General features: G+C 73.6%; 21 protein-coding genes and 3 tRNA genes. 21 read left to right on the top strand and 3 right to left on the bottom strand.

The annotated features are described in order from the left end of the window. Positions 1–31: 31 nt before the first annotated feature. From OHV05_RS10335 to OHV05_RS10325, 3 genes are all read left to right on the top strand, one after another. Positions 32–1,345, top strand: coding sequence for a glutamate-5-semialdehyde dehydrogenase (locus tag OHV05_RS10335; RefSeq protein ID WP_405017416.1), 1,314 nt, complete (start codon positions 32–34; stop codon positions 1,343–1,345). 96 nt (positions 1,346–1,441) lie between these two features. Beyond that, positions 1,442–2,023: a hypothetical protein gene (locus OHV05_RS10330; RefSeq protein WP_405017415.1), complete on the top strand. Its 582-nt coding sequence runs from the start codon at positions 1,442–1,444 to the stop codon at positions 2,021–2,023. Positions 2,024–2,120: 97 nt separating this feature from the next. Next, positions 2,121–3,152 carry a hypothetical protein gene (locus tag OHV05_RS10325; RefSeq protein WP_405017414.1) on the top strand — a complete coding sequence of 344 codons (1,032 nt, stop codon included), beginning with the start codon at positions 2,121–2,123 and terminating at the stop codon, positions 3,150–3,152. 233 nt (positions 3,153–3,385) lie between these two features. On the opposite strand, the gene OHV05_RS10320 is transcribed toward OHV05_RS10325, so the two are convergent. After that, the gene (locus OHV05_RS10320) at positions 3,386–4,423 is read right to left on the bottom strand and encodes a M48 family metallopeptidase (protein WP_403033562.1); all 1,038 of its coding nucleotides are present in this window, start codon (positions 4,421–4,423) and stop codon (positions 3,386–3,388) included. Positions 4,424–4,607: 184 nt separating this feature from the next. Between OHV05_RS10320 and OHV05_RS10315 the strand changes: the two genes are divergently transcribed. From OHV05_RS10315 to OHV05_RS10280, 8 genes are all read left to right on the top strand, one after another. Beyond that, positions 4,608–4,754 carry a hypothetical protein gene (locus tag OHV05_RS10315; RefSeq protein WP_405017413.1) on the top strand — a complete coding sequence of 49 codons (147 nt, stop codon included), beginning with the start codon at positions 4,608–4,610 and terminating at the stop codon, positions 4,752–4,754. Positions 4,755–4,883: 129 nt separating this feature from the next. Continuing rightward, a complete protein-coding gene (locus tag OHV05_RS10310; protein WP_403033556.1) occupies positions 4,884–5,042 on the top strand; it encodes a hypothetical protein in 159 nt (52 codons plus the stop codon). A gap of 67 nt (positions 5,043–5,109) precedes the next feature. Beyond that, positions 5,110–5,739 (top strand): nicotinate-nucleotide adenylyltransferase, encoded by a 630-nt coding sequence (gene nadD, locus OHV05_RS10305; RefSeq protein WP_405017412.1) that lies wholly within the window; start codon positions 5,110–5,112, stop codon positions 5,737–5,739. Beyond that, on the top strand, positions 5,736–7,370 hold the full coding sequence (locus OHV05_RS10300; protein WP_405017411.1) for a LytR C-terminal domain-containing protein: 1,635 nt from the start codon (positions 5,736–5,738) through the stop codon (positions 7,368–7,370). Before nadD ends, OHV05_RS10300 begins: the two co-directional genes overlap by 4 nt. Before the next feature lie 103 nt (positions 7,371–7,473). Continuing rightward, entirely contained in the window at positions 7,474–7,911 is a 438-nt protein-coding gene (rsfS, locus tag OHV05_RS10295; protein WP_403033549.1) for a ribosome silencing factor, read from the top strand. Then, positions 7,908–8,555, top strand: coding sequence for a histidine phosphatase family protein (locus OHV05_RS10290; protein WP_403033750.1), 648 nt, complete (start codon positions 7,908–7,910; stop codon positions 8,553–8,555). Before rsfS ends, OHV05_RS10290 begins: the two co-directional genes overlap by 4 nt. A 102-nt stretch (positions 8,556–8,657) precedes the next feature. Beyond that, a tRNA-Ala gene (locus OHV05_RS10285) sits at positions 8,658–8,730 on the top strand. A gap of 37 nt (positions 8,731–8,767) precedes the next feature. Continuing rightward, a tRNA-Ala gene (locus OHV05_RS10280) sits at positions 8,768–8,840 on the top strand. Between the two features lie 50 nt (positions 8,841–8,890). Here OHV05_RS10280 and OHV05_RS10275 read toward each other — a convergent pair. Beyond that, positions 8,891–9,790 carry a helix-turn-helix transcriptional regulator gene (locus OHV05_RS10275; protein WP_405017410.1) on the bottom strand — a complete coding sequence of 300 codons (900 nt, stop codon included), beginning with the start codon at positions 9,788–9,790 and terminating at the stop codon, positions 8,891–8,893. Positions 9,791–9,886: 96 nt separating this feature from the next. Between OHV05_RS10275 and OHV05_RS10270 the strand changes: the two genes are divergently transcribed. From OHV05_RS10270 to OHV05_RS10230, 9 genes are all read left to right on the top strand, one after another. Beyond that, positions 9,887–11,332 (top strand): MFS transporter, encoded by a 1,446-nt coding sequence (locus OHV05_RS10270; RefSeq protein WP_405017409.1) that lies wholly within the window; start codon positions 9,887–9,889, stop codon positions 11,330–11,332. 61 nt (positions 11,333–11,393) lie between these two features. Beyond that, a tRNA-Ala gene (locus OHV05_RS10265) sits at positions 11,394–11,466 on the top strand. A gap of 99 nt (positions 11,467–11,565) precedes the next feature. Next, complete coding sequence (locus tag OHV05_RS10260; protein WP_403033542.1) at positions 11,566–12,849, top strand: hypothetical protein; 1,284 nt, start codon at positions 11,566–11,568, stop codon at positions 12,847–12,849. Between the two features lie 444 nt (positions 12,850–13,293). Further along, entirely contained in the window at positions 13,294–16,182 is a 2,889-nt protein-coding gene (gene leuS, locus OHV05_RS10255; RefSeq protein ID WP_405017408.1) for a leucine--tRNA ligase, read from the top strand. A 283-nt stretch (positions 16,183–16,465) separates the two neighbouring features. After that, positions 16,466–17,179 (top strand): hypothetical protein, encoded by a 714-nt coding sequence (locus OHV05_RS10250; protein ID WP_405017407.1) that lies wholly within the window; start codon positions 16,466–16,468, stop codon positions 17,177–17,179. A gap of 58 nt (positions 17,180–17,237) precedes the next feature. Then, the gene (locus tag OHV05_RS10245) at positions 17,238–18,083 is read left to right on the top strand and encodes a DegV family protein (RefSeq protein ID WP_405017406.1); all 846 of its coding nucleotides are present in this window, start codon (positions 17,238–17,240) and stop codon (positions 18,081–18,083) included. Positions 18,084–18,186: 103 nt separating this feature from the next. Next, entirely contained in the window at positions 18,187–18,963 is a 777-nt protein-coding gene (locus tag OHV05_RS10240) for a helix-hairpin-helix domain-containing protein (RefSeq protein WP_405017405.1), read from the top strand. Then, positions 18,960–21,419 carry a ComEC/Rec2 family competence protein gene (locus OHV05_RS10235; RefSeq protein ID WP_405017404.1) on the top strand — a complete coding sequence of 820 codons (2,460 nt, stop codon included), beginning with the start codon at positions 18,960–18,962 and terminating at the stop codon, positions 21,417–21,419. The genes OHV05_RS10240 and OHV05_RS10235 overlap by 4 nt, the downstream gene beginning before the upstream one ends. A gap of 49 nt (positions 21,420–21,468) precedes the next feature. After that, a complete protein-coding gene (locus OHV05_RS10230) occupies positions 21,469–22,089 on the top strand; it encodes a hypothetical protein (RefSeq protein ID WP_405017403.1) in 621 nt (206 codons plus the stop codon). Between the two features lie 106 nt (positions 22,090–22,195). Here OHV05_RS10230 and OHV05_RS10225 read toward each other — a convergent pair whose 3' ends face one another. Continuing rightward, positions 22,196–22,453: a hypothetical protein gene (locus OHV05_RS10225; protein ID WP_405021421.1), complete on the bottom strand. Its 258-nt coding sequence runs from the start codon at positions 22,451–22,453 to the stop codon at positions 22,196–22,198. 89 nt (positions 22,454–22,542) lie between these two features. Here OHV05_RS10225 and holA point away from each other — a divergent pair, with 89 nt between their 5' ends. Then, positions 22,543–23,538: a DNA polymerase III subunit delta gene (holA, locus tag OHV05_RS10220; protein WP_405017402.1), complete on the top strand. Its 996-nt coding sequence runs from the start codon at positions 22,543–22,545 to the stop codon at positions 23,536–23,538. Positions 23,539–23,595: the final 57 nt, after the last annotated feature.

Genomic DNA, 23,595 nt, shown 5'->3' with positions numbered 1-23,595 from the left:
GGCGGGCGGGCGCAGTCGCTAGGCTTGCCGCATGACCAGCGACCAGACCACCGACAGCCCCGTCCTCGCCGTCGCGCGCCGTGCCCGTGAGGCGGCCGCCGCGCTCGCCCCGCTGCCGCGTTCGGTGAAGGACGCCGCGCTGCTGGCGATCGCCGACGCGCTGCTCGCCCGGGCGGCGGAGATCACCGCCGCCAACGCCGAGGACGTGGCGAAGGCCCGGGCGGCCGGCACCGCGGAGTCGGTGATCGACCGGCTCACGCTCACCGACGAGCGGATCGCGGCGATCGCCGCCGACGTCCGCTCGGTGGTCGGCCTGCCCGACCCGGTCGGCGAGGTGATCCGGGGCTACACGCTGCCGAACGGTCTGGACGTGCGTCAGATCCGGGTCCCGCTGGGCGTGGTGGGCATCATCTACGAGGCCCGGCCCAACGTCACGGTGGATGCCGCCGCGCTCTGCCTGAAGTCCGGCAACGCGGTGCTGCTGCGCGGCTCGGCCTCCGCCTACCGCTCCAACACCGCGCTGGTCGGGGTGCTCCGGGACGCGGTGGCCGGGGCGGGGCTGCCCGCCGACGTGATCCAGCTGGTGCCCGGCGAGAGCCGGGAGTCGGTGCAGGAGCTGATGCGGGCCCGCGGCCTGGTGGACGTGCTGATCCCGCGCGGCGGCGCCTCGCTGATCAAGACCGTGGTCGAGGGCTCCACCGTGCCGGTGATCGAGACCGGCACCGGCAACTGCCACGTCTACGTGGACGCCGACACCGACCTGGCGATGGCGGTCGGCATCCTGCTGAACTCCAAGGCCCAGCGGGTCAGCGTCTGCAACACCGCCGAGACCCTGCTGGTCCACCAGGACGTCGCGGACGCCTTCCTGCCGCTCGCGCTGGCCGCGCTGGCCGAGGCCGGGGTCACCGTGCACGGCGACGACGCGGTGCTGAAGGCCGCCGAGGGCTCGGCGGCCACCGTGCTGCCCGCGACCGAGGAGGACTGGGAGACCGAGTACCTCTCGTACGACATCGCGGCCGCCGTGGTGCCCTCGCTGGACGCCGCCGTCGCGCACATCCGCCGCTGGTCCTCGGGCCACACCGAGGCGATCGTGACCACCTCGCAGGCCGCCGCCCGCCGCTTCACCCAGCTGGTCGACTCCACCACGGTGGCGGTCAACGCCTCGACCCGGTTCACCGACGGGAGTGAGTTCGGGTTCGGCGCCGAGATCGGCATCTCCACCCAGAAGCTGCACGCGCGCGGTCCGATGGGGCTGCCCGAGCTGACCTCGACCAAGTACATCGTCACCGGTGACGGCCACGTCCGGGGCGGCGCTACGCCCACCGTGGGTGGTACGAACGGCTGACGCCGGCCGGCCGCCGGCCGGGCCCCCGGGCGGCCGTCCTCAGATGAACTATCGGGACCCACAGACAAAACCCCCGCCCGGTAATACATTGAATCCGTGGCTGAGGACGTGGGGGGCTCGCCGTACTCCGACGGCGCCGACCACGGTGGTGCGGACGACGAGTTCGCCACCGTGGTCCTTGACGAGGCATTCATCCGGTCCGCCGCCGTGCACGAGCCGAGCGCCGAGGAGCGGCAGCTGGCCGCCGCCGACGCGAGGTTCGAGCCCGACACGGTGGCCCTCGGCCGGGTCCCGGAGTTCACCGCGACGGACGGGCTGCCGCTGGAGCTGCGCCCGCACCCGAGCGGTCTGGACGACGACCGGCTCTACACCGACCCCTGGTCGGCCGGCCGGGCCGCCCGGCGGCTGCGCTGGAGCCGGGCGGACGGCTTCGACCCCGGTCGCGCGGCCGGCGGCCGGCAGGTCGCCCAGCAGCGCTGGCACCGCCCGGTCGCCTGGGTGCTCGCGGTGGTGATGGGCGTCAGCGTGGTGGCCGTCGCGGTGGCCGCGATCTACCGGGGCACCGGTGGCGGGGAGCAGCCCGCCAGCCGCCCGGAGACCGGCACCAGCACCAGCGGGGCACCGCCACGTGGTGAAACCTCGCAGGCACCGCCGGTGACGGTCTCGATCAGCCGCTGAGCCGGTGACCGGCGGTCCGGCGGCAGCTCACCGGCAGCTACGAAGAAGTTACGTACAGCCTCTCGTGGCGCGCCAACACCGGCTCTACCCTTGAGTCATGGGTGACCCGGTCGAGCCTCCGGAGGGTACGCCCGACGGTGGTTCCGGTAACGAGGACGAGTACCGATCCGTCGTCTTCGACGAGTCGTTCGTCCGAGCTGCCCGGATCCAGGAGTTCTCGGCCCGGGAACGACTGGGGGGCAACCACCCTCGTGCGGTGCGCCGACGCGGGCTGTTCGGCACGCTGTCGCGGCAGGCGCTGGCCCTGTTGCTGCTGGTGGTGCTGGCCTTCGCGGCGGCGGTGTACTTCGGCGTCGCCGCGCCCCAGCCGCAGTCCGGCCGCCCCAGCGGCAGCCAACTGACCGTCAGCCTGGTGGCTTTGGCCCCGAGTTCGGACGTCACCCCGGTCGCCGACCCGAACGCTCCGTTCGCCGCTCTGCCCGCGAGCTACCGGGACGGCATCGTCGGCCTCGGCACCCCGGGCGGTTCGGCCACCGTGCACTTCACCCGGGCCGACGTGCTCCGGGCGCTCGACACCGTCCAGCGCTATCTGAGCATCTCCTCGCTGGCCCCGAACACCCTGGTGCACGGCGAGACGGCGGATGCCCGCCGGCTGGTCACCCCCGGGCAGCAGAGCCAGTACGACCAGAGCACCGCCACCCCCAGCGACGACCAGCACCACGCCGCCACCGGCTGGCTGGTCCGCTTCGACCCCGCGAAGGTGGCGCTGGCGACGGACACCGTGAAGGCGGTCGGCGCGATGACGATCGACGAGGCGGACGCGGGCGTCCTGGAGATCGACACCGACCACACCTTCGTCTACGCGCTCCGGCCCGCCGACGCACCGGGCGGGCCGGTCACGCTGCACACCGTGCGGCGGGCGCTCCGCTTCGAGTTCGACCGGGCCGACCTGGCGGCCGGCCGGCTCCGCCTGGTCGACTCGGTCGTCCAGGCGGGGCCGACCCCGTGCAACAGCCGGCTGGCGGCCTACCTCCAGCCGATGCTCGGCGGCACCGCCTCGGCCGCCGTCACCGACCCGGGCGACCACTCGCGGGCGGCCTGGGCGGTGTGCGGGGTCCTCAAGCCTTAGACGGGCGAGCAACTGTTGGCAGGTGGCTCAGCACAGCAGGGGCTCGGGGCTCTGCTGTTGTGCGGCTCCGCCGCGTGGGCGACGCCGACCCTGGCAAGGTCACCGTTGCGTGGGTGGTCAGGCACTTTCGCAGTGACCCGAGCGCCAGATCTCCTCGCAGTTCCCCGAGCCCCTGGACAGTGCAACTGAACGCCCTGCCGAAAGGTCGGCGGAGCCGTGTGCCCGGGCCGGGCCTACTCGCTGGGGGTGCGGGGCCCCGTGAAGGTGTCGCGGAGCTTGCCGCCGACGGTGGCTGCGCCGCCGGCGACGTCGCGGATGAGGCCCATCAGCGGGTCCTTGGTCTCCTTCATGGACTTGGCGTAGGAGTCGGCCGCCGCCTTCCACTGCTCGCCGACCGAGGTGTCCGGGTCGTCGGTGCGGCGGGGGTAGGCCCCGGCCAGGATGGAGCGGTAGTCGTCGCTGTCGGCCCACTTCTTCAGCTGGGCGACCCGGACCACCGCGAAGGGGTGGGTCTGCGGGAGGACCTGGAGCAGCTTGAGCACGCCGTCCCGGAGGTCGCCGGCCTTGTCGTACTCCTCGGCCTGCTCCAGGAAGGCGTCGACGTTCATCTCGGCCAGGTTGTGGCCGCCGGCCAGCTTCATCAGGCCGCGCATCGAGGCCTGCAGGTCCTGACCGGCCAGCAGACCGGCGCGGTCGCAGGAGAGTTCGGCCTTGCGGAACCACTCCTTGAGCGCGGTGATCACGGCGGTGATCGCCAGCGTGCCGAGCGGGATCCAGGCGATCCGGGTGGCGATGTTGGTGAGGATCAGCAGCATCGTCCGGTAGACCGCGTGGCCGGACATCGCGTGGCCGACCTCGTGGCCGATCACCGCGCGGAGCTCCTCCTCGTCCAGCAGGTCGACCAGGCCGCTGGTGACCACGATGATCGGGGCGTCCATCCCGATGCACATCGCGTTGACCGTCGGGTCCTGGGTGACGTACAGGTCGGGGACCTGCTCCAGGTCCAGGATGTAGGCCGCGTCCCGCACCATCGCGTGCAGCTCGGGGAACTGACGCTCCGACGTGCGGACGGCGGTGGCCAGGAACATCAGCCGGACGCTGCGCTCGGAGACCAGGCCGGCCAGCTTCTTCAGGATCTCGTCGAAGCCGGAGAGCTTCCGCAGGGCGACCAGCGCCGAGCGGTCGGCCGGGTGCTCCCAGGCCCGGGTGGAGATCCCGGGGAAGCGTTCACGGCGGCGGCTCGGCGTGTTGTCCTTGGTCATGTCCGTCATGTGCTGAGTACCTCCTGCTCGACGCCGGCACCGGCTCTGCCCGGCCCCCGCTGCTGTTCGCTACAACGTCCGTTGGCGCGTACTCGTCCCCGCCGGCCACGGTACGCCCGGGGGCGCCGTCCGATGTCCGGAACGTCCGGGTCTACGCTGGGGCCGAGCCGAACGGACCGAGGAGAGACCGCTGATGAACCCCGCCACTTTCGCCCAGCTGGCCGGACCGGTCTCCACCGAGCCGGGGCCCGGGCTGTTCCTGCGGATCGTCCTGATCGGCTCCGTGGTCGGCATCGGCCTGCTGGTCTGGGCACTGGCCCGGGCCGGACGCGACAACTGACACCGCGTCCGAGCGCCCACGCGGAGTCAGACGCGGTGGGGCGCCGCGCGGTTGCGTGCGCCACCCCCGTACGATGAGCGCGCAGAGAATCCCGAGCCCCCTCACCGAGTCGAGAAGGTCCTGCCGACCATGAGCACTTCCGCACTGCCCCTCCTGACCAAGCTGGCCGAAGGCGCCTCCGAGGGCGGCAACCACGAGAGCCTCAGCCCGTACCTGACCGGCGGCGCCGGCCTGGGCATCCTGCTGCTGCTGCTCTGGATCACCACCCGCTTCAACCGCGACCGCTGAGCAGCGTCGTTCCGGCGGCCGGGCGGGCTTGCCCGGCCGCAACGGGGTTCGCGTAAGGTGTGGCGGCATGGGACAGCAGGCCGAGACCCCCGGAGTGCGGGCACGTAAGCGCCTCGGCGTGATGGGTGGCACTTTCGACCCGATCCACCACGGGCACCTGGTCGCCGCCAGTGAGGTGGCGAGCGCGTTCCACCTCGACGAGGTGATCTTCGTGCCGACCGGGCAGCCGTGGCAGAAGAGCGACCGCGTGGTGACGCCGGCCGAGGACCGTTACCTGATGACGGTGATCGCCACGGCGGAGAACCCGCAGTTCTCGGTCAGCCGGATCGACATCGACCGGCAGGGCCCGACGTACACCGTGGACACCCTGCGCGACCTGCGGGCGCTGCACCCGGCCGCGGACCTGTTCTTCATCACCGGCGCCGACGCGCTGTCCCAGATCCTGTCCTGGCGGGACTCCGAGGAGCTGTTCTCGCTGGCCCACTTCATCGGCTGCACCCGCCCCGGCCACGTGCTCTCCGACGCCGGTCTGCCGGCCGGCGGGGTCTCGCTGGTCGAGGTGCCGGCGCTGGCCATCTCCTCGACCGACTGCCGGGTCAGGGTCGCCAAGGGCGACCCGGTCTGGTACCTGGTCCCGGACGGTGTGGTCCGGTACATCGACAAGCGGGCGCTGTACGCGCGGGGAGGTACGGCGTGACGGGTCCCGAGGAGCACGGCAACCAGGAGTGGTACCCGCAGGAGCCCTACCAGGAGCAGCCGCCGGAGTACCAGCAGCCGCAGGTGTACTACGACGCCTACGGTCAGCCGCAGCAGTACGTCCAGGACCCGTACCAGCAGCAGTACTACCAGCAGCCGCAGCAGCCCCAGGTGTACTACGACGCCTACGGCCGGCCGCAGCAGTACGTCCAGGACCCGTACCAGCAGCAGCCCGCGTACCAGCAGCCCGCGCCGCCGCCGGTGGCCCCGGTGCAGCCCGTGCAGGTGCGGCCCGTCCAGCCGGTCCGGCCCCCCGTGGCCGAGCCGCCGGTGACGGCCGTGCCTCCGCAGGCCCGGAAGGCCGCCGCCCCGGAGCAGGACTACCCGACCGGTGAGTTCACCTTCGTGGACGAGGAGGCGGAGCAGTCCGAGGACGTCATCGACTGGCTGAAGTTCGCCGAGTCGAGGACCGAGCGCCGGGACGAGCGCCGTCGCAAGCTGCGCAACCGGCTGCTCGGCGCCGGGCTCGCGCTGGTGCTGGTGGCGGGCGGCACGGCGGGCTACCTCTGGTGGCAGGGCGATCTGGGCGGGCCCGGCTCGGCGGCCGTCGCGGCCGGCGGCCGGACGGTGAACGTGGTGCACCTGAGGGACCTTCAGGGCAAGGTCACCAGCGCGCTGCTGGTGAACGACCAGTCCGGCCGGAAGGCCTCGGTACTGCTGCTGCCGGACGGCCTCAAGCTGCCCAGCTCCGGGATCTCGGCCACCGAGACGCTCGGCAAGTCGCTGGACGCCACCGGCGCCTCCGGCACCCGGGAGGGCCTGACCACGGTGCTCGGCGCCCCGGTCGCCGGGACCTGGCGGCTGGACACCCCGTACCTGCTGCTGCTGGTGGCCCAGCTCGGCGGGATCAAGGTGGACACCAACGCGGCGGTCCGGGAGGGCAACCAGCCCGCGGGCAAGGAGCTGGCCCCGGCCGGCAAGGCGGTCTCGCTGACCGCGCAGGCCGCCGTGGCGTACGCCACCTACCAGGCGCCGGGGGAGACCACCGACGCCCAGCTGGCCCGGTTCGGGCAGGTGCTGGACGCGGTGCTCCGGGTGATGCCCACGGACCTCAAGGAGGCGCAGGACCTGGTGCACCGGGTCGGCGCGGTGCCCGACCCCTCGCTGCCGGAGCCGGCCCTGGCCGGGGTGCTGGTGCAGCTGGCCCAGTACGCCAAGGAGAACCACCTCACCACCGGCGCCCTCTCGGTGCAGCCGGACGGCACACTGGACGAGGCCACCGCCGGCAAGCAGGTCAAGGACGTGCTCGGCGGCACGGTGAAGAACGCGGCGGCCGCGAACAAGGTCACCCGGGTCTCGGTGCTGAACGGCTCCGGGGTCGACGAGGCGGCCAACACGGCCGGCAGCCAGATCACCAACGCGGGCCTGGAGCTGCTGCCCAGCGGCGCCAAGGCCCCGGCCCAGGCGGCCAGCGAGATCCGCTACACCGACGACGCCAAGCTGCCGGTCGCCCAGCAGCTGGCCCTGAGCCTCGGGCTCAAGGACACCGCGGTGAAGAAGGTCACCACCGCGCAGAACGCGGACCTCGTGGTGGTGCTCGGCAAGGACTACCAGGCGCCCAAGCCGCAGTAGCGGACGGTGTGCCGGAGCCGGGCCCCGATCCGACCGACCGGGGCCCGGGCGGGTTCGTGAGATCCTGGAAGGCGAATCTCATAGGACGAGCCGGAAGAACACCGTGACTGCCACCGAGCACAGCCAGGACCTCATCAACGTCGCCGCCCTCGCGGCGGCCGACAAGCTGGCCCACGACATCATCGCCTTCGACGTCAGCGAGGTGCTGTCGATCACCGACGCCTTCCTGATCGCCTCGGCCAACAACGACCGCCAGGTGAAGGCGATCGCCGAGGAGATCGAGGAGCAGCTGCGCGAGCAGCTGGACATCAAGCCGGTCCGCCGCGAGGGCGAGCGCGAGGGTCGCTGGATCCTGCTGGACTACCTGGACATCGTGGTGCACGTCCAGCACTCCGAGGAGCGCTCCTTCTACTCGCTCGACCGCCTGTGGAAGGACTGCCCCGAGCTGCCCGTGCCGGCCGAGGCGATGGCCACCCGGAACCGTCCGGAGAACGCCGTCACCGACGCCGCGGGCAACGCGCTCTCCGAGGACGAGAGCTGAGCGGCAAGGCGCGGGGTCCGCGCATCGTCTTCTGGCGGCACGGCCAGACTTCCTGGAACCTCGAGTCGAGGTTCCAGGGCAGCACCGACATCGAGCTGACCGACCAGGGCGTCTTCCAGGCCCAGCGGGCGGCGAAGCTGCTCTCCGGTCTCCGGCCGGACCTGCTGATCTCCTCCGACCTCAAGCGCGCCCGGCGGACCGCCGCCGAGCTGGCCAAGGTCACCGGCCTCGAGGTGGACCACCACGAGGGCCTGCGGGAGACCTACGCCGGTGACTGGCAGGGGCTGACCAACGCGGAGATCCGGGCCCGGTTCCCGGAGCAGTACGACGCCTGGGCGCTCGGCGAGCCGGTCCGGCGCGGCGGCGGCGAGCTGAGCACCGAGGTGGCCGACCGGTCCGTCCCGGTGGTGCTGGCGGCGGTGGAGAAGCTGCCGGAGGACGGCACCTTGGTGGTGGTGAGCCACGGCGGGACGATCCGCACCATGCTCGGGCGGCTGCTCGACCTGGAGCCGGTCCAGTGGGAGCGCTTCGGCGGTCTCTCCAACTGCTGCTGGTCGGTGCTCGGACAGGGCGCGCGTGGCTGGCGGCTGCTGGAGCACAACGCGGGCACCCTCCCGCAGCCGGTGATCGGCGACGAGACCTGAGCGGGGCCCGGATTTCGCAGTTCCGGCCCTGACCAGCTAGAGTCTTCCTCGTTCGCAGGAAAGAACGCAGGCCGGAAGGCAGGCGGGGAAATCCTCGGGTGCGGGGCTGTAGCTCAGTTGGTAGAGCGCTTGCATGGCATGCAAGAGGTCCGGAGTTCGATTCTCCGTAGCTCCACTCCGCTTCGGCGGTCCGTCAGGACCGTGCGGCACGCGGGGCTGTAGCTCAGTTGGTAGAGCGCTTGCATGGCATGCAAGAGGTCCGGAGTTCAATTCTCCGTAGCTCCACAACACATCGAAGGCCGTCTCCCTCAGGGGAGGCGGCCTTCGGTCGTTCCTCAGTCGTGCCGGTGGTCGGCCGGCGGGGTGCCCGGGTGGGCGGTCAGCCACTCGACGCCGGCCCGGTCGGCCGGGCCCTCCGGGGTGTAGACCACCAGGTAGCACTCGGGCGCGCTGGGCATGGTCAGGTAGGACGCCTGGAACCGCAGGTCGCCGACGGCTGCGTGCCGGAACACCTTGAGCGAGGTCCGGGGCGGCGCCACCTCCTGACGGGCCCACAGCTCGCGGAACTCCGGGCTGGCCGCCGCCAGGTCCCGGATGTACTCCTCCCAGGCCGGCTCCCCGATGTGCCGCCCGTACGCCCCGCGCAGCACCCCGACCATCCGGGGCAGCTCGGCCTCCCGGTTCACGAACGGGTTGCAGCAGGCCGGCACGGTGAACGCGCACCACATGCTGTTCCGGCGCCCGCACGGCGGCTTCGGGCGGGTGGCGTCGGGGAACAGCGCGTCGTACGCCGCGTTGTGCGCCAGCAGGTCGTAGCGGCCGTTGCTGACGGCGGCCGGCAGCGGGCTGAGCTGATCCAGGATCAGTTGGGTGGCCGGGTCGAGGAACGGGAGGGCCGGGTCGGTGGCCCGGACGGTGCTGAGCCCGGCCAGCCGGAACAGGTGGTCGCGCTCGGTGTCGTCCAGCCGCAGCGTCCGGGCCACCGCCTCCAGCACCTGCTCGCTGGCGTTGATCGGCCGCCCCTGTTCGAGCCAGGTGTACCAGGTGATCCCGACCCCGGCGAGCTGCGCCAGCTCCTCGCGGCGCAGCCCCGGCGTACGGCGGCGGGGGCCGGGCGGCAGGCCGACCGCCTCGGGGGTGATCCGGGCCCGGCAGGCCCGGAGGAAGGCGGCCAGCTCCGTCCGGCGCTTCTCGGGGGCCGGGGCGGCTGCGGGGCGGTCGTCCAGCACGGTCATGCCGCCATTCTGACGGATCGTCGGCTGCGGGGTGCTGTCAGTACCAGGATCGGCAGGCTCTAACCACCAGTACCAGGATGCCCGCAGGCTGGGCGCATGACGGATCTTCAGGCACCACCGGCGACCGCCGCGAGCACCACCGCCCCGACCCGGCCCGGGCTGCTGCTCGGGCTCGTCCTGCTGGGCCAGTTCATGGCCCTGCTGGACGTCTCCATCGTCAACGTCGCGGTCCCCGGCATCAGGACCGACCTGGGCGCCTCCGGGGCGGCCCTGCAACTGGTGGTGGCGGGCTACACCATCGCGTACGCGGTGCTGCTGATCACCGGTGCCAGGCTCGGTGCCCGGCACGGGTACAGCAGGCTCTTCCAGCTCGGGCTGGCGGCCTTCACCGCGGGCTCGCTGGCCTGCGGGCTGGCGCCGGGGGTGGGCTGGCTGATCGGCTTCCGGGTGGCGCAGGGGGCCGGAGCGGCGCTGATGGTGCCCCAGGTGATGAGCCTGGTCCAGCGGACCTTCACCGGGGCGGCCCGGGTCAGGGCGCTCGGGCTGTACTCGGCGGTGCTGGCGGGCGGGATGGCGGTCGGCCAGGTGGTCGGCGGGGTGCTGGTCAGCGCGGACCTGTTCGGCACCGGCTGGCGGCCGGTGTTCCTGGTCAACGTCCCGATCGGGCTGGTGCTGCTGGTGGCCGGGCACCGCTTGCTGCCGGCGCTGCCGGGGGACCGCGGCCGCCGCTTCGACCTGGTCGGGCTGGTGGTGCTGGCGGCCGCGCTCGGGCTGCTGGTGGTGCCGCTGGTGCTCGGGCACGAGCTGGGCTGGCCGGTCTGGGGCTGGGTGATGCTGGCGGGCAGCGCGCTGCTGTTCGGGGTGTTCGTGGTGGTGGAGCGCCGGATCGCGGCCCGGGGCGGCCAGCCGCTGGTGCCGGGCCGGGTGCTCCGGGCGCCGGGCCTGCTGCCCGCGGCCGGGGCGATCTTCCTGATCATGGTGGCGTTCGCCGGGCTGATGTTCGCGTTCGCCCTGCACCAGCAGGCCGCGCTCGGCTACAGCGCGCTGCGGGCGGGCCTGCTGTCCGCTCCGGCCGCGATCGGCTTCGGCCTCTCCAGCCTGTACTGGCAGCGGCTTCCGCAGCGGCTGCACCGGCGCCTGCCGCCGCCGGCCCTGGGCGCGGCCGCCGGTGCGTACCTGCTCTTCGGCGTGCTGGCCGCCGACGGCGCGGACATCGGCCTCGGCGCCGAACTGGCGCTCATGGTCGGCGGTCTGGCGGTCGGCTGCGCGTACAGCCCGCTGTTCGCCGCCGCCCTCGGCCGGGTGGACCCGGCCGACGCCGCGGACGGCAGCGGTGTCCTGGTGACGGTGATCCAACTCGGTCAGGTGGTCGGGGTGGCGCTGCTCGGCACCCTCTTCCTCGGCGGGGCCGCACTGCCGGCCCCGCCGGCCGACTCGGGCCGTGCACTGCTGGTGACGCTCTCGGCGATCGCCCTGGCGCTGCTGTCGGCCGCCCTCTTCGCCCTCCGCACCCGGCGTGTGACGGCCGCCGGAAGGGATTAGGGGAGTAGGCCGGGGACCGTGTAAAGTGAACGACGTCGCCGGGGGAAACTCCGGATGACGCGGGGCTGTAGCTCAGTTGGTAGAGCGCTTGCATGGCATGCAAGAGGTCCGGAGTTCAATTCTCCGTAGCTCCACAGTTGGTGAAGAGGACCCCTCCCGGGTAACGGGAGGGGTCCTCTTCCGTTTGCGGGGTCGGCTTCCGGCCGCCGGAGCGGCCCGATACGGTCGGTGCCATGGCCGATCTGGAGCGCAGAAGGAACGAGGAGCTGGCCCGCATCCTGCACCAGCTCGGCTGGAGCCCGGAGCGGCTGGCCCGCGAGCTCAACGCCGCGCTCCCGCCCGCGCTGGCGATCAGTTCCACCGCCCCGTACAAGTGGCGCGACCGGGGCATGGTGCCGCGCAGCCCGCACGACCAGACGGTCTGTGAGGTGCTCAGCCGCACGGTCGGCATCGCGGTGACCTACGAGCAGCTCTGGGGGCAGATGGGCAGCGGCCGGGGGGCCAAGATCCTCTCGCCCCGGCTGCTCACCGACCCCTGGACCGCCGACACCGCGCAGACCGCGCTGCGCGAGGCCGGGGCGGACGCCGCCCCGGTCCGGCTGACCGACCTGTTCCGCGGCGACGAGCTCCAGCAGGCCGCCCGGCACTGGGCCTCCCCGGCACCCGAACTGACCGGCGGCGAGGGCGCGCTGCGGATAGCCGGCGCCCAGCTCGCCGACCTCCGGCTCAGCTACGACAGCAAGCAGCGGCTGGAGCGGGCCTACGGCGGCGGCCTGATCCTGGACCTGGCCAAGGCCGAACTCGCCATGATCGGCAAGCTGCTCGAGCTCGGCGCCTACGACGAGCCGCTCGGCCGCGAGCTGTACGGCGCGGCCAGCAGGCTGGCCCGGCTGGTCGGTTGGGCCAACTACGACCTCGGCAACGACGCGGCCGCCCAGCGGGCCTTCGTCGCCGCGCTGCGGGCCGCCCACGTCTCCGGCGACCCCCGGCTCGGGGTCAGCGTGGTCGGCTGCCTCGCCGTCCAGGCCACCCACAACTCCGGCGGGCGGGGGCTGGACGCGGTCGCCATGCTCTCCACCGCACTGCGGGCGGCCGACGAGGTCCTGACCCCCCGTGAGCGGGCCCTCCAGCTCGGCCGGATCGCCCGGGCGCACGGCCGCAAGGGCGAGCAGATCAGCGCCGAAGCCGTCGCGGAGCGGGCGTTCCAGGCCCTGGAGGGCGACCAGGACCACAGCCAGGAACGGGCCGACCTGGAGGGCATGGTGGGGGAGGGCTACCTCTTCCTCGGCGACCACGAACGGGCCCAGCAGCTGCTCGTCGGCGCGGTCGCCGCGCTCTCCCCCGAACGGGCCCGGGCCAAGGCCCTCCTGATGGTCCGACTGGCGGACTCGTACCTGCGGACCGGCGAACGGGACGAAGCGGCCCGGGTCGCCGACCAGGCCCGGCTGCTCGCGGCGGGCATGCAGTCGGCCCGAGTCGCCCGCGCCCTCCGCGAGTTCGACGCGGCGGCGCGCTGAGGGGGGCGGGGGCTACGCGGGTCTGGCACACGCTGCGGCAGCCAGGGGCTCGGGGAACTGCGACGCCATCCTCCGGAGCGTGATCGCCGCGTGCATGGTCAGGCACTTTCGCCTGAACCCGCACGTATCGCAGACCTCAGCCCCGCCCGGGGTTGACCACACCCGCACCTCGAACCCGTCCCGGGGTGGGCGTCGCAGTTCCCCGAGCCCCTGGCGGCGCAGCGTGTGCCCGTCGCAGGGCCCGGGCCCCTGTTTTCCGAAGCATCTGCCGACAGCAGGTGCGGTACCCTGTGGCCATGCGAACCGTGCGCCTGCTTCTTAGCCGGCCGCGCTGACCAGGACCGGCCGAGGGCCGGAGTCGGCGTGGCGTCCCCTCCTGCGAGGGGCTTTTTTGTTTTCCCGCCGCCGTTCGCGAACTGACATTCAGATGGAGCCCGAAGGACCATGAGCGAGACGACCCCCGCCGCGGCCGAGGCCGCTGCCACCGAGCCCTTCCGCTACGGCGCGACGCTGGCCGCCGAGATCGAGTCCCGCTGGCAGGACGTCTGGGAGAAGGAAGGGACGTTCAACGCCCCCAACCCGACCGGTGCGCTGGCCGGCCCGACTGCCGGTGACGTCGTCTCGAAGCCGCACAGCTTCATCATGGACATGTTCCCGTACCCGTCCGGTTCGGGCCTGCACGTGGGTCACCCGCTGGGCTACATCGCGACCGACGTCTACGCCCGCTACCAGCGGATGAACGGTCACAACGTGCTGCACACCCTGGGCTACGACGCGTTCGGCCTGCCGGCCGAGCAGCACGCGGTGGCCACCGGCCAGCACCCCCGGATCACCACCGAGGCCGCGATGGCGAACATGCGGCAGCAGCTGCGCCGCCTGGGCCTGGGCCACGACCCGCGCCGGTCGATCGCGACCATCGACCCGGAGTACTACCGCTGGACCCAGTGGATCTTCCTGCAGATCTTCAACTCCTGGTACGACCAGGAGGCCGGCGAGGGCGGCAGGGCCCGCCCGATCGCCGAGCTGATCGCGCAGTTCGCGGACGGCACCCGCCCGACCCCGGACGGCCGGGCCTGGGCCGAGCTGTCCGCCGCCGAGCGGGACGAGCTGCTGGGCGAGTACCGGCTGGCGTACTCCAAGGAGGTGCCGGTCAACTGGTGCCCCGGGCTGGGCACCGTGCTGGCCAACGAGGAGGTCACCGCGGACGGCCGGTCCGAGCGCGGCAACTTCCCGGTCTTCAAGTCGAACCTGCGCCAGTGGATGATGCGGATCACCGCGTACTCCGACCGTCTGATCGCCGACCTGGACCTGCTGGACTGGCCCGAGGCGATCAAACTGCAGCAGCGGAACTGGATCGGCCGCTCCGAGGGCGCCCGGGTGGACTTCGCGGTCGGCCCTGACGCCGCGATCACGGTCTTCACCACCCGCCCCGACACCCTGTTCGGCGCCACCTACATGGTGCTGGCGCCCGAGCACGCGCTGGTCGACGGCATCGTCCCGGCGGCCTGGCCGGCCGAGACCCACGAGGACTGGAAGGGCGGCGCCGCCACCCCCGCCGAGGCCGTCGCGGCGTACCGGGCCGAGGCCGCCGCCAAGTCGGACGTCGAGCGCCAGGTCGAGGCGAAGGTGAAGACCGGCGTCTTCACCGGCGCGTACGCGACCAACCCGGTCAGCGGTGAGCCCGTCCCGGTGTTCATCGCCGACTACGTGCTGATGGGCTACGGCACCGGCGCGATCATGGCCGTGCCCGCGCACGACCACCGCGACTTCGCCTTCGCCCGCGCCTTCGCACTGCCGATGCGCTGCGTGGTGCGGCCGACCGACGGCCGCAGTGACGACCCGTCGACCTGGGACGACGCGTTCGACACCTACGACTCGGTGATCGTGAACTCCGCGCATGACGACCTGTCACTGGACGGGCTGAGCGTGGTCGAGGCCAAGGCCGCCGCCACCGAGTGGCTGGCCGGGCGCGGCATCGGCGAGGGCACCGTCAACTACCGCCTGCGCGACTGGCTGTTCAGCCGTCAGCGGTACTGGGGCGAGCCGTTCCCGATCGTCTACGACGCCGACGGCGTGATGCACGCGCTGCCCGAGTCGATGCTGCCGGTCGAGGTCCCCGTGGTGGAGGACTACTCGCCGCACACCTACGACCCGTTCGACTCGACCTCCTCGCCGAAGACCCCGCTGTCCCGGAACGAGGACTGGGTCAACGTCGAGCTGGACCTGGGCGACGGCCTGCAGACGTACCGCCGCGAGACCAACACGATGCCCAACTGGGCCGGTTCCTGCTGGTACGAGCTGCGCTACATCGACCCGGCCAACGGCGAGAAGGTGGTCGACCCCGCCAACGAGCAGTACTGGCTGGGCCCGACCGCGCAGAAGCCGGGCGGCGGCGCCGACCTGTACGTCGGCGGGGCCGAGCACGCGGTGCTGCACCTGCTGTACGCGCGGTTCTGGCACAAGGTGCTGCACGACCTGGGGCACGTCTCCTCGGTCGAGCCGTTCCACAAGCTGTTCAACCAGGGCATGATCACCGCCGACGTGTACCGCGACGAGCGGGGCTTCCCGGTGCCCGCCGCCGAGATCGAGGAGCGCGACGGCCAGTACTTCTGGAACGGCGAGGCGGTCAAGCGCGAGGCCGGCAAGATGGGCAAGTCGCTGAAGAACGCGGTCGCGCCCGACGAGATCGCCGACGAGTACGGCGCCGACACGCTGCGCCTGTACGAGATGTCGATGGGCCCGCTGGACGTCTCCCGCCCGTGGGACACCCGCGCGGTGGTCGGCTCGTACCGCTTCCTGCAGCGGCTGTGGCGCAACATCGTCTCCGAGGCCACCGGCGAGCTGGTGGTGACGGAGGAGGAGCCCGACGAGGCGACCCTGCGCGCGCTGCACAAGGCGATCGACGGCATCCGTGGCGACATGGCCGGGCTGCGCTTCAACACGGCGGTGGCCAAGGCCATCGAGCTGAACAACTTCCTGGTCAAGCGCGGCTCCACGCCGCGTTCGGTCGCGGAGCAGATCGTGCTGATGGTGGCTCCGCTGGCCCCGCACATCGCCGAGGAGCTGTGGCGCCGGCTGGGTCACGACGGCTCGCTGACCTACGTCGACTACCCCGTGGCCGACCCGGCCTACGCGGTGGACGAGGCGGTCACCTGCGTGATCCAGATCAAGGGCAAGGTGAAGGCCCGTCTGGAGGTCTCGCCGGCCATCTCCGACGCCGAGCTGGAGGCGCTGGCCCTGGCCGACCCGGCCGTGATCGCCGCCATCGGTGACGCCCCGGTCCGCAAGGTGATCGCCCGGGCGCCGAAGCTGGTGAACATCGTCACCGGCTGACGACGGATCAGACCGGCCGAGCGGCCCCGCCCACCCGGGCGGGGCCGCTCGCGTTCTGCGGGGCCGCTGTGGGCGGGGGGCCGCTGCGGGTGGGTCTCGGGGACAACCCTGAGACGCGCCCCCTATCTCTGCCTGATTCCGGCCTGCGGGACCGCTCCGGCAGGCCGTTCCGGCGATCGGTGCGGCTACCTTGGAACCCTGGGTGGTCGTACCGCCGTTCTCCGGGGGTGCGGTGGGCGTACGGCTGCGGTGGTCGGCGTGGTGTGGCGGAAGGCGGCTCGTGATGGACGTGCTCGGCGTGGTTCTCGGTCTGGTGCTGCTGTTCGGGGTGGGGCTGCTGGTCATGCTCGGGGTCGGGGCCGTCAAGGTGGGCAAGGCCGCCGCCGCCAAGATCTCGCAGGAGGAGGCCAAGGCCCGGCGCGCCTTCGAGAACACCGCGCTGAAGGCCAAGTCCTTCGCCAAGCCGGGCGCGCACGGTCAGATCTCCACCGTCCGCCTGGCGCTGCGCTCCTCGCTCGACAGCACCCGCAAGGTGCTCGCGGCCGGGCTCGCCGAGGACTCCCAACTGGCCGAGTCGCTCCAGCTGTTGAACCGGCTGGACGCGCACGCCGCCGAGCTGGACGGCGAACTGCGGACCTTGGAGCTGGAGCCGGAGGCCGCCCGGGTGGCCGCCAAGCTGCCCGAGCTGCGCGAGCGGGCCGACCGGATCACGCACGCGGCCGAGTCGATGCGCTGGGCGGCGCAGGACCGGATGCAGCGCTTCGCCGACGACGAGCTCGCGCGGCTCGCGGAGGAGTGCGAGAGCGAGGCGGGGGCGCTCCGCCACTGGGACTCCGTGGGATCGTCGTCGCCGGCCGCCCCGGCCGCTGCCGCTCCAGCCGCTGCCGCCGCCCCGCAGACCGAACGCCCGGGCCTCACGGCCAAGCGCGGGGTGAGCGCCGAGGAGCTGCTCGGGCTGGCCGACCTGGCCCAGCGGCTGCGCAAGCGGTCCGCCTGAGCCGGTCCGACCGACCCGTGTTGCCCGTACCCGACGAGCGGGGAGTACCCTCCGGCACATGTCCCACCGTCTCGCGCTCGTCACCGACTCCACGGCCTACCTGCCGCAGCAGGCCATCGACCGGCACCGGATCACGGTGGTCCCGCTCAGCGTGGTGGTCGGGGACACGCCGCTGACCGAGGGCGTCGAGATCTCCCCGAAGGACGTCGCCGAGGCGCTCCGGGCCAGGCAGCGGGTGACCACCTCCCGGCCCAGCCCGGAGACCTTCGCCGCCGCGTACCGGGCCGCCGTCGAGGCGGGCGCCACCGGCATCGTCTCGGTGCACATCTCCGCCGAACTGTCCGGCACCGGGGAGGCGGCCGGGCTGGCCGCCGCCGAGGCCGGCGTCCCGGTCCGGGTGGTGGACAGCAGGCTGGTCGGGATGGCGCTCGGCCACAGTGTCCTGACGGCGGCTCAGGCGATCGAGGACGGGCTCGACCTGGACGCGGTGGCCGCCGCCGCGACCGCCCGGGCGGAGCGCACCAGCGGCTTCTTCTACGTCGACACCCTGGAGTACCTGCGCCGGGGCGGCCGGATCGGCGCGGCCCAGGCCCTGCTCGGCTCCGCGCTCTCGGTCAAACCGCTGCTGCACCTGGCCGGCGGGCGGATCGAACCGCTGGAGAAGGTCCGGACGGCCTCCCGGGCGATCGCCCGGCTGGAGGAGATCGCGGTCGAGAAGGCGGGCACCGACCAGGTCGACATCACCGTGCACCACCTGGCCGCCGAGGAGCGGGCCGAGCCGCTGGCGGAGCGGCTGCGGGCGCGGGTGCCCGGGCTGCGCGAGCTGTCGGTGGTCGAGGTGGGTGCGGTGATCGGTGCGCACGTCGGGCCCGGACTGCTGGCCGTGGTGGTCGCACCGCGCTGAAACCCCCTCCTTCGAGGGACCTCGGCCGTCCACAACCCCCGGGTTTTCCACAGCTTTCGGCCGCTCCCAGGGCGGTCCGGCCGGGGCTCGTACCGTCCTCGGCATGAGAACGATGACCCCGGGCGCAGCCCGTCGCCAGGAGACCGCCGAGACCGTCCGCGGGCGGCTGACCCACCTCTTCCTGACTCCGGCTCAGGCACCTCCGCCGACCGGTCCGGTGTCGCCCGAGCCGGCCGAGGTGGTGGTGCCGCCGCCCGAGCCCGCCCCGCTGGTGCGCGGTCTGCTGTTCGACCGGCGGGCGGTGCTGGGTCTGTCGGTGCTGCTGTTGCTGGCCGTCGGGTACGCCGTGCAGCACTTCTGGCTCGGCCGCCCCGACCGGATCGCCGTCCCGGCCACGCTCGCGGCGGCGTCGGCCTCGCCCCCGGCCGGGCCGCGTTCGGGTGCGGGGCCACCGGCGGGCGCGTCGTCGGGGGCGGCGGTGGTGGTCGACGTCGCGGGGAAGGTCCGCAGCCCCGGTCTGCGGACGCTGCCGAGCGGGGCCCGGGTGGCGGACGCCCTGGTGCTGGCGGGCGGTCCGCTGCCCGACACCACCACCGACGGGCTCAACCTCGCCCGGGTGCTCACCGACGGCGAGCAGATCCTGGTCGGTGGGGGAGCCGTCGCCGCTGCCGCTCCGGGGGCCCGGGCCGGGCCGGTCAACCTCAACCTGGCCACCAGGGAGCAGCTCGACTCCCTGCCCGGAGTGGGGCCCACGCTCGCCCAGCGGATCCTGCAGCACCGTCAGGAGCACGGCCCGTTCCGCTCGCTCGACCAGCTCCGCCAGATCAGCGGCATCGGCGACCGGAAGTACGCCGAGCTCAAGGCGTTGCTGACGCTGTGACACCCCACCGGGCTCCGGCCCGCCGGGACGAGCCGGCCGATCTCCGGCTGCTGGTGCCCACGGTCGCGGTCTGGGCGGTCACCGCCGCCCTGCTCGGCGTCGGCGCGGAGCACCGGCCGCTGCTGCTGGCCACGGCGGCCGGGCTGGCCGGCACCGCGCTGGTCCTGCTGCGCCGGGCCCGGCCGGGCGGCGCCCTGCTCGCCGCCACCCTGCTGGCGGCGGCCGCCGCCACCGTCGGCACCACCCTGCACACCGCCGACCTGCACCGGGGGCCGATCCCCGCGCTCGCCCGGTCCGAGGCCCCACCCGAGCTGACCGTCGAACTCACCGTCACCGGCGACCCCAAACCCCGTACCTCGCACGCCCGGGGCACCGCGTCCGGGCAGGCCATGCTCACCCTCACCGCCACCGTCGACCGGGTCGGCGTGGTGGGCACGGACGGCCCGGAGGCGGCTACCACGACTCCGGTCACCGTGGTGGTCCGGGCCCAGCACGTCGCCGCCTGGCGGGAGGTGATCCCGTCCACCCGGCTGCGGGCCGAGGTCCGGCTGCTGCCCGCCACCGAGGAGTACCGCAGCACCGCCGCGGCCCTGCTGGCCCAGGGCCCGCCCCGTCAGCTCGAAGCACCGGGCCGGGCCCAGCAGTTGGCCGCCCGGCTGCGGGCCGGCCTGCGGGCGGCCAGCGACCATCTCACCCCCGACTCCCGGGGCCTGCTGCCCGGGCTGGTGGTGGGCGACACCACCCGGCTGCCGGCCGACCTCGACCAGGCGTTCCGGGCCACCGACCTGGGGCACCTGACCGCCGTCTCCGGCGCCAATCTGGCGATCGTGCTGGCCGTCCTGCTCGGTACGCCCAGCCGGGCGGGCAGCGAGGCCCGGGGCGGCCTGGCGGGTCTGCTCGGGCTGCCGCTGCGCACCACCGCCCTGGTCGGGGCGGCGCTCACGGTGGCCTTCGTGACGGTCTGCCGGCCGGAGCCCAGTGTGCTGCGGGCCGCCGCCACCGGGCTGGTCGGCCTGCTCGCGCTCGCCACCGGCCGCCCCCGGCAGGCGCTGCCCGCGCTCTGCTCCGCCGTCCTGCTGCTGCTCCTGTTCGACCCGTACCTGGCCCGCTCCTTCGGCTTCCTGTTCTCCGTCCTGGCCACCACCGGTCTGCTCACGCTCGGCCCGCGCTGGTCCGCCGCCCTGCGGGCCCGGGGCTGGCCCGAGTACCTGGCGGGCGCGGCCGGGGCCACCGCGGCCGCCCAGGCGCTCTGCGCCCCGGCCACCATCCTGCTGGCGCCCCGGATCAGTCTGGTCGCCGTCCCCTGCAACCTGCTCGCCGAGGCGGCGGTGGCCCCGGCCACCCTGCTCGGCTTCGCCACTCTGACGGTCGATCCGATCTCCCGCCCCGCCGCCCGGCTGCTGGCCGACCTGGCGGCCGTCCCGACCGGCTGGCTGGTCACCGTGGCCCGGCGCGGGGCCGCCCTCCCGGGAGCCCAACTCGACTGGCCCGGCGGGCTGTTCGGCGCCGCCCTGCTCGCGCTGGCCACCCTCGCGCTGGTCTGGTCCGCCCGGCCGCTGCGGGCCGCGAGCCGGCTGCGCCCGGTCCTCGCGGCCGTGTTCGGGTTGACCCTGGTGCTGGCGGTGCTCCGGCCGGCACCGCTGACCCGGCTGGTCACCGGCTGGCCGCCGCCCGGCTGGCGGTTCGTCATGTGCGACGTCGACCAGGGCGACATGTCCGTGCTGCCGGTCGGTACCCCGGCCGACAGCGCGATCGTGGTGGACACCGGGCCCGACCCGCTGGCCGCCGACCGCTGCCTGCGCCAACTGGGCATCACCACTGTCCCGTTGGTCATCCTGAGCCACTACCACGCCGACCACGTCGAGGGCCTGCCCGGCGTGCTGCGCGGCCGCACGGTCGGCGCCGTCCAGGTCACCACCCTCGACACGCCGCCCGGCGAGCGGGCCCGGGTGCTGGCCTGGTCCGCCGCCGCACAGGTCCCGGTGCTGCCGGCCCGGCCGGACGAGCAGCGCAGCGCGGGCCCCGAGCTCTCCTGGCAACTGCTCTGGCCCACCGACCCGCTGGATCCGGCCGCCTCGGGGGCCAACAACGCCAGCATCGCGCTGATCGCCACCGTCGGCCGCCCGCCCGACACCCTCCGGATCGCCCTGCTCGGCGACCTCGAACCACCCGCGCAGGCGGCCCTGCGGGCCAGCTGGACGCCGCCCCGGGTGGACGTCCTGAAGGTCGCCCACCACGGTTCGGCCCACCAGGACGAGGAGCTCACCGACGCCCTGCACCCCCGGCTGGCCCTGATCTCCTGCGGCCCCGACAACCCGTACGGCCACCCGTCCCCGGCCACCGTCGACCGGCTCCGCTCGCTCGGGGCGACGGTGCTGCGCACCGACCGCGCGGGGTCCATCGCGGTGCTCGGCACCCCGGCCGCCCTGGACGCGGTTACCCAGGGGAGCGGGTGATCGTATCTAATGCCTTGGTCGTCGTCCGAGCCGAGGAGCAGCACCCCCGATGAGCACCTTCACCGCACCCGAGCCGCCGGCCTTCCGGGCCGCCACGTCACCCGAGAAGGCGGCGAAGGTGGTCACCGACGTGCTGGCCCCGGCCAACCTGGTGATCGGTCTGCTGCTGCTCGTCGGCTGGCAGGGCAGCCACAGTTGGGGCGGTCTGGGCTGGGGTCTGCTGGCCGCGCTGTTCTGCGGCGTCATCCCGCTCGGCATCATCCTGCTGGGAGTGCGGCGCGGGGCGCTGACGGACAAGCACATCCGGGTCCGCCGGCAGCGGATGATCCCGATGGGTGCCAGCCTGGTCTCGGTGGTGGCCGGGGTGACCGCGCTGCACGCCCTGGGGGCGCCGTCCGAGGTGTTCGCGCTGGCCGTCGCGATGCTGGTCGGGCTGGTCACCTCGCTGCTGGTGACGGTCTGGTGGCAGATCTCGATCCACAACTCGGTGGCCGGCGGGGCGGCCCTGATCCTGATGCTGGTCTTCGGCCCGCTGCTCGCGCTCTCCGCCGCCGCGGTCGCCGCCATCGGCTGGTCGCGGCTGGTCCTGAAGGCGCACACCCTGCCGCAGGTGCTGGCCGGCACGGCGCTGGGCAGCGTGGCGGCGCTCACCTTCGCCCTGCTCCGCTGACCGACGCGGACCGCCGGAGCGGGCCCCACCCACCCGCCGGGCCGAGCCGCTCGGTGCCGAGCACCCGGGGCTGCCGATCCCAGTCAGGCGTACGCGGGGCCCGGGGTCAGCCCTCCTCGCGCCAGCCGTCCTGTTCGGCGCTCAGCCGGTCCAGGGCGGCCAGCCGCTCCGCCGTCCAGCCGTCCTCCTCGGGGGCCTCCAGCACCACCAGCCACTGCGCGTCCTCCGCGTCGTCCTCGCCCGCCAGGGCGTCCCGGACGAGCTCGATGCCGCCCAGCTCGGGCCAGCGGGCGGACAGTTCCTCCGCCACCTCCTCGGCGGCGTCACGGTCGGGGAACACGAGCAGTTGGCGGGTGAGGTTCATGGTCACGGACACCATTCTGCACACCGCCCACCGGCCGCCGGGCACCGGCTGCGGGGCGCTGTCCGCGGCACGTGCGATCCTGGTTGGCGATGGCCAGGAAGAGTGCACCCGACGACCTGCTCGCCCCGCTGACCCTGGTGGTCGGCCAGGAGGAGCTGCTGCTCGACCGCGCGGTCGCCGCCGTGGTCGCCGCCGCCCGGGCGGCCGACCCGGACACGGACGTGCGCGACCTCGCGCCCGGTGCCCTGCAGCCCGGCAGCCTGGCCGAGTTGACCACGCCCTCGCTGTTCGCCGAGCGCAAGGTGATCGTGGTCCGGGCCGCGCAGGATCTCGCCGCGGATTCGGTGAAGGAGCTCAGGGCCTACCTCGACGCGCCCGCCGAGGAGGTCATGGTGGTGCTGGTCCACGCGGGCGGCGCCAAGGGCAAGGGCCTGCTGGATGCCGGGCGCAAGCTCGGTGCCCGCGAGGTGGCCTGCCCCAAGCTCACCAAGGCCGGCGAGAAACTCGCCTTCGTCAAGGGCGAGTTCCGCACCCTGGGCCGGTCGGCCACCCCCGAGGCGTGCCAGGCGCTGTTCGACGCCCTCGGCAGCGACCTGCGCGAGCTGGCCGCCGCCTGCAACCAGCTGACCGCCGACGTCGAGGGCGCGATCGACGAGACCGTGGTCGCCCGCTACTACGGCGGCCGCGCCGAGGCCACCGGCTTCGAGGTGGCCGACCTGGCCGTCACCGGCCGGACGGCCGAGGCGCTGGAGCGGCTGCGCTGGGCGCTGGCGGTCGGTCAGCCGCCGGCCGGCATCACCTTCGCGCTCGCCTCCGGCGTCCGCAGCATCGGCCGCCTCGCCAGCGCGGGCCGGAACATGCGTCCTGGCGATCTGGCCCGGGAGTTGGGCATGCCGCCGTGGAAGGTGGACCGGGTCCGCCAGCAGATGCGCGGTTGGACGGGCGACGGCGTCGCCGCCGCCCTCACCGCGATCGCCCGGGCCGACGCCGACGTCAAGGGCGGCTCCGGCGACCCGGCCTACGCCCTGGAGCGCGCCGTGGTCGCGGTGGCCAAGGCGTCCCGCGCGGGCGCCCGCCCGTACTGACCGGCCCCCGGGCGGGAGCCCGGAAAACCAGGTGCGGCCCTTCGGAGCGTCCCGCAG

Source organism: Kitasatospora sp. NBC_00070 (assembly GCF_045041205.1).
Lineage (GTDB): Bacteria > Actinomycetota > Actinomycetes > Streptomycetales > Streptomycetaceae > Kitasatospora.
This window is presented reverse-complemented; position numbering and strand designations above follow the sequence as displayed.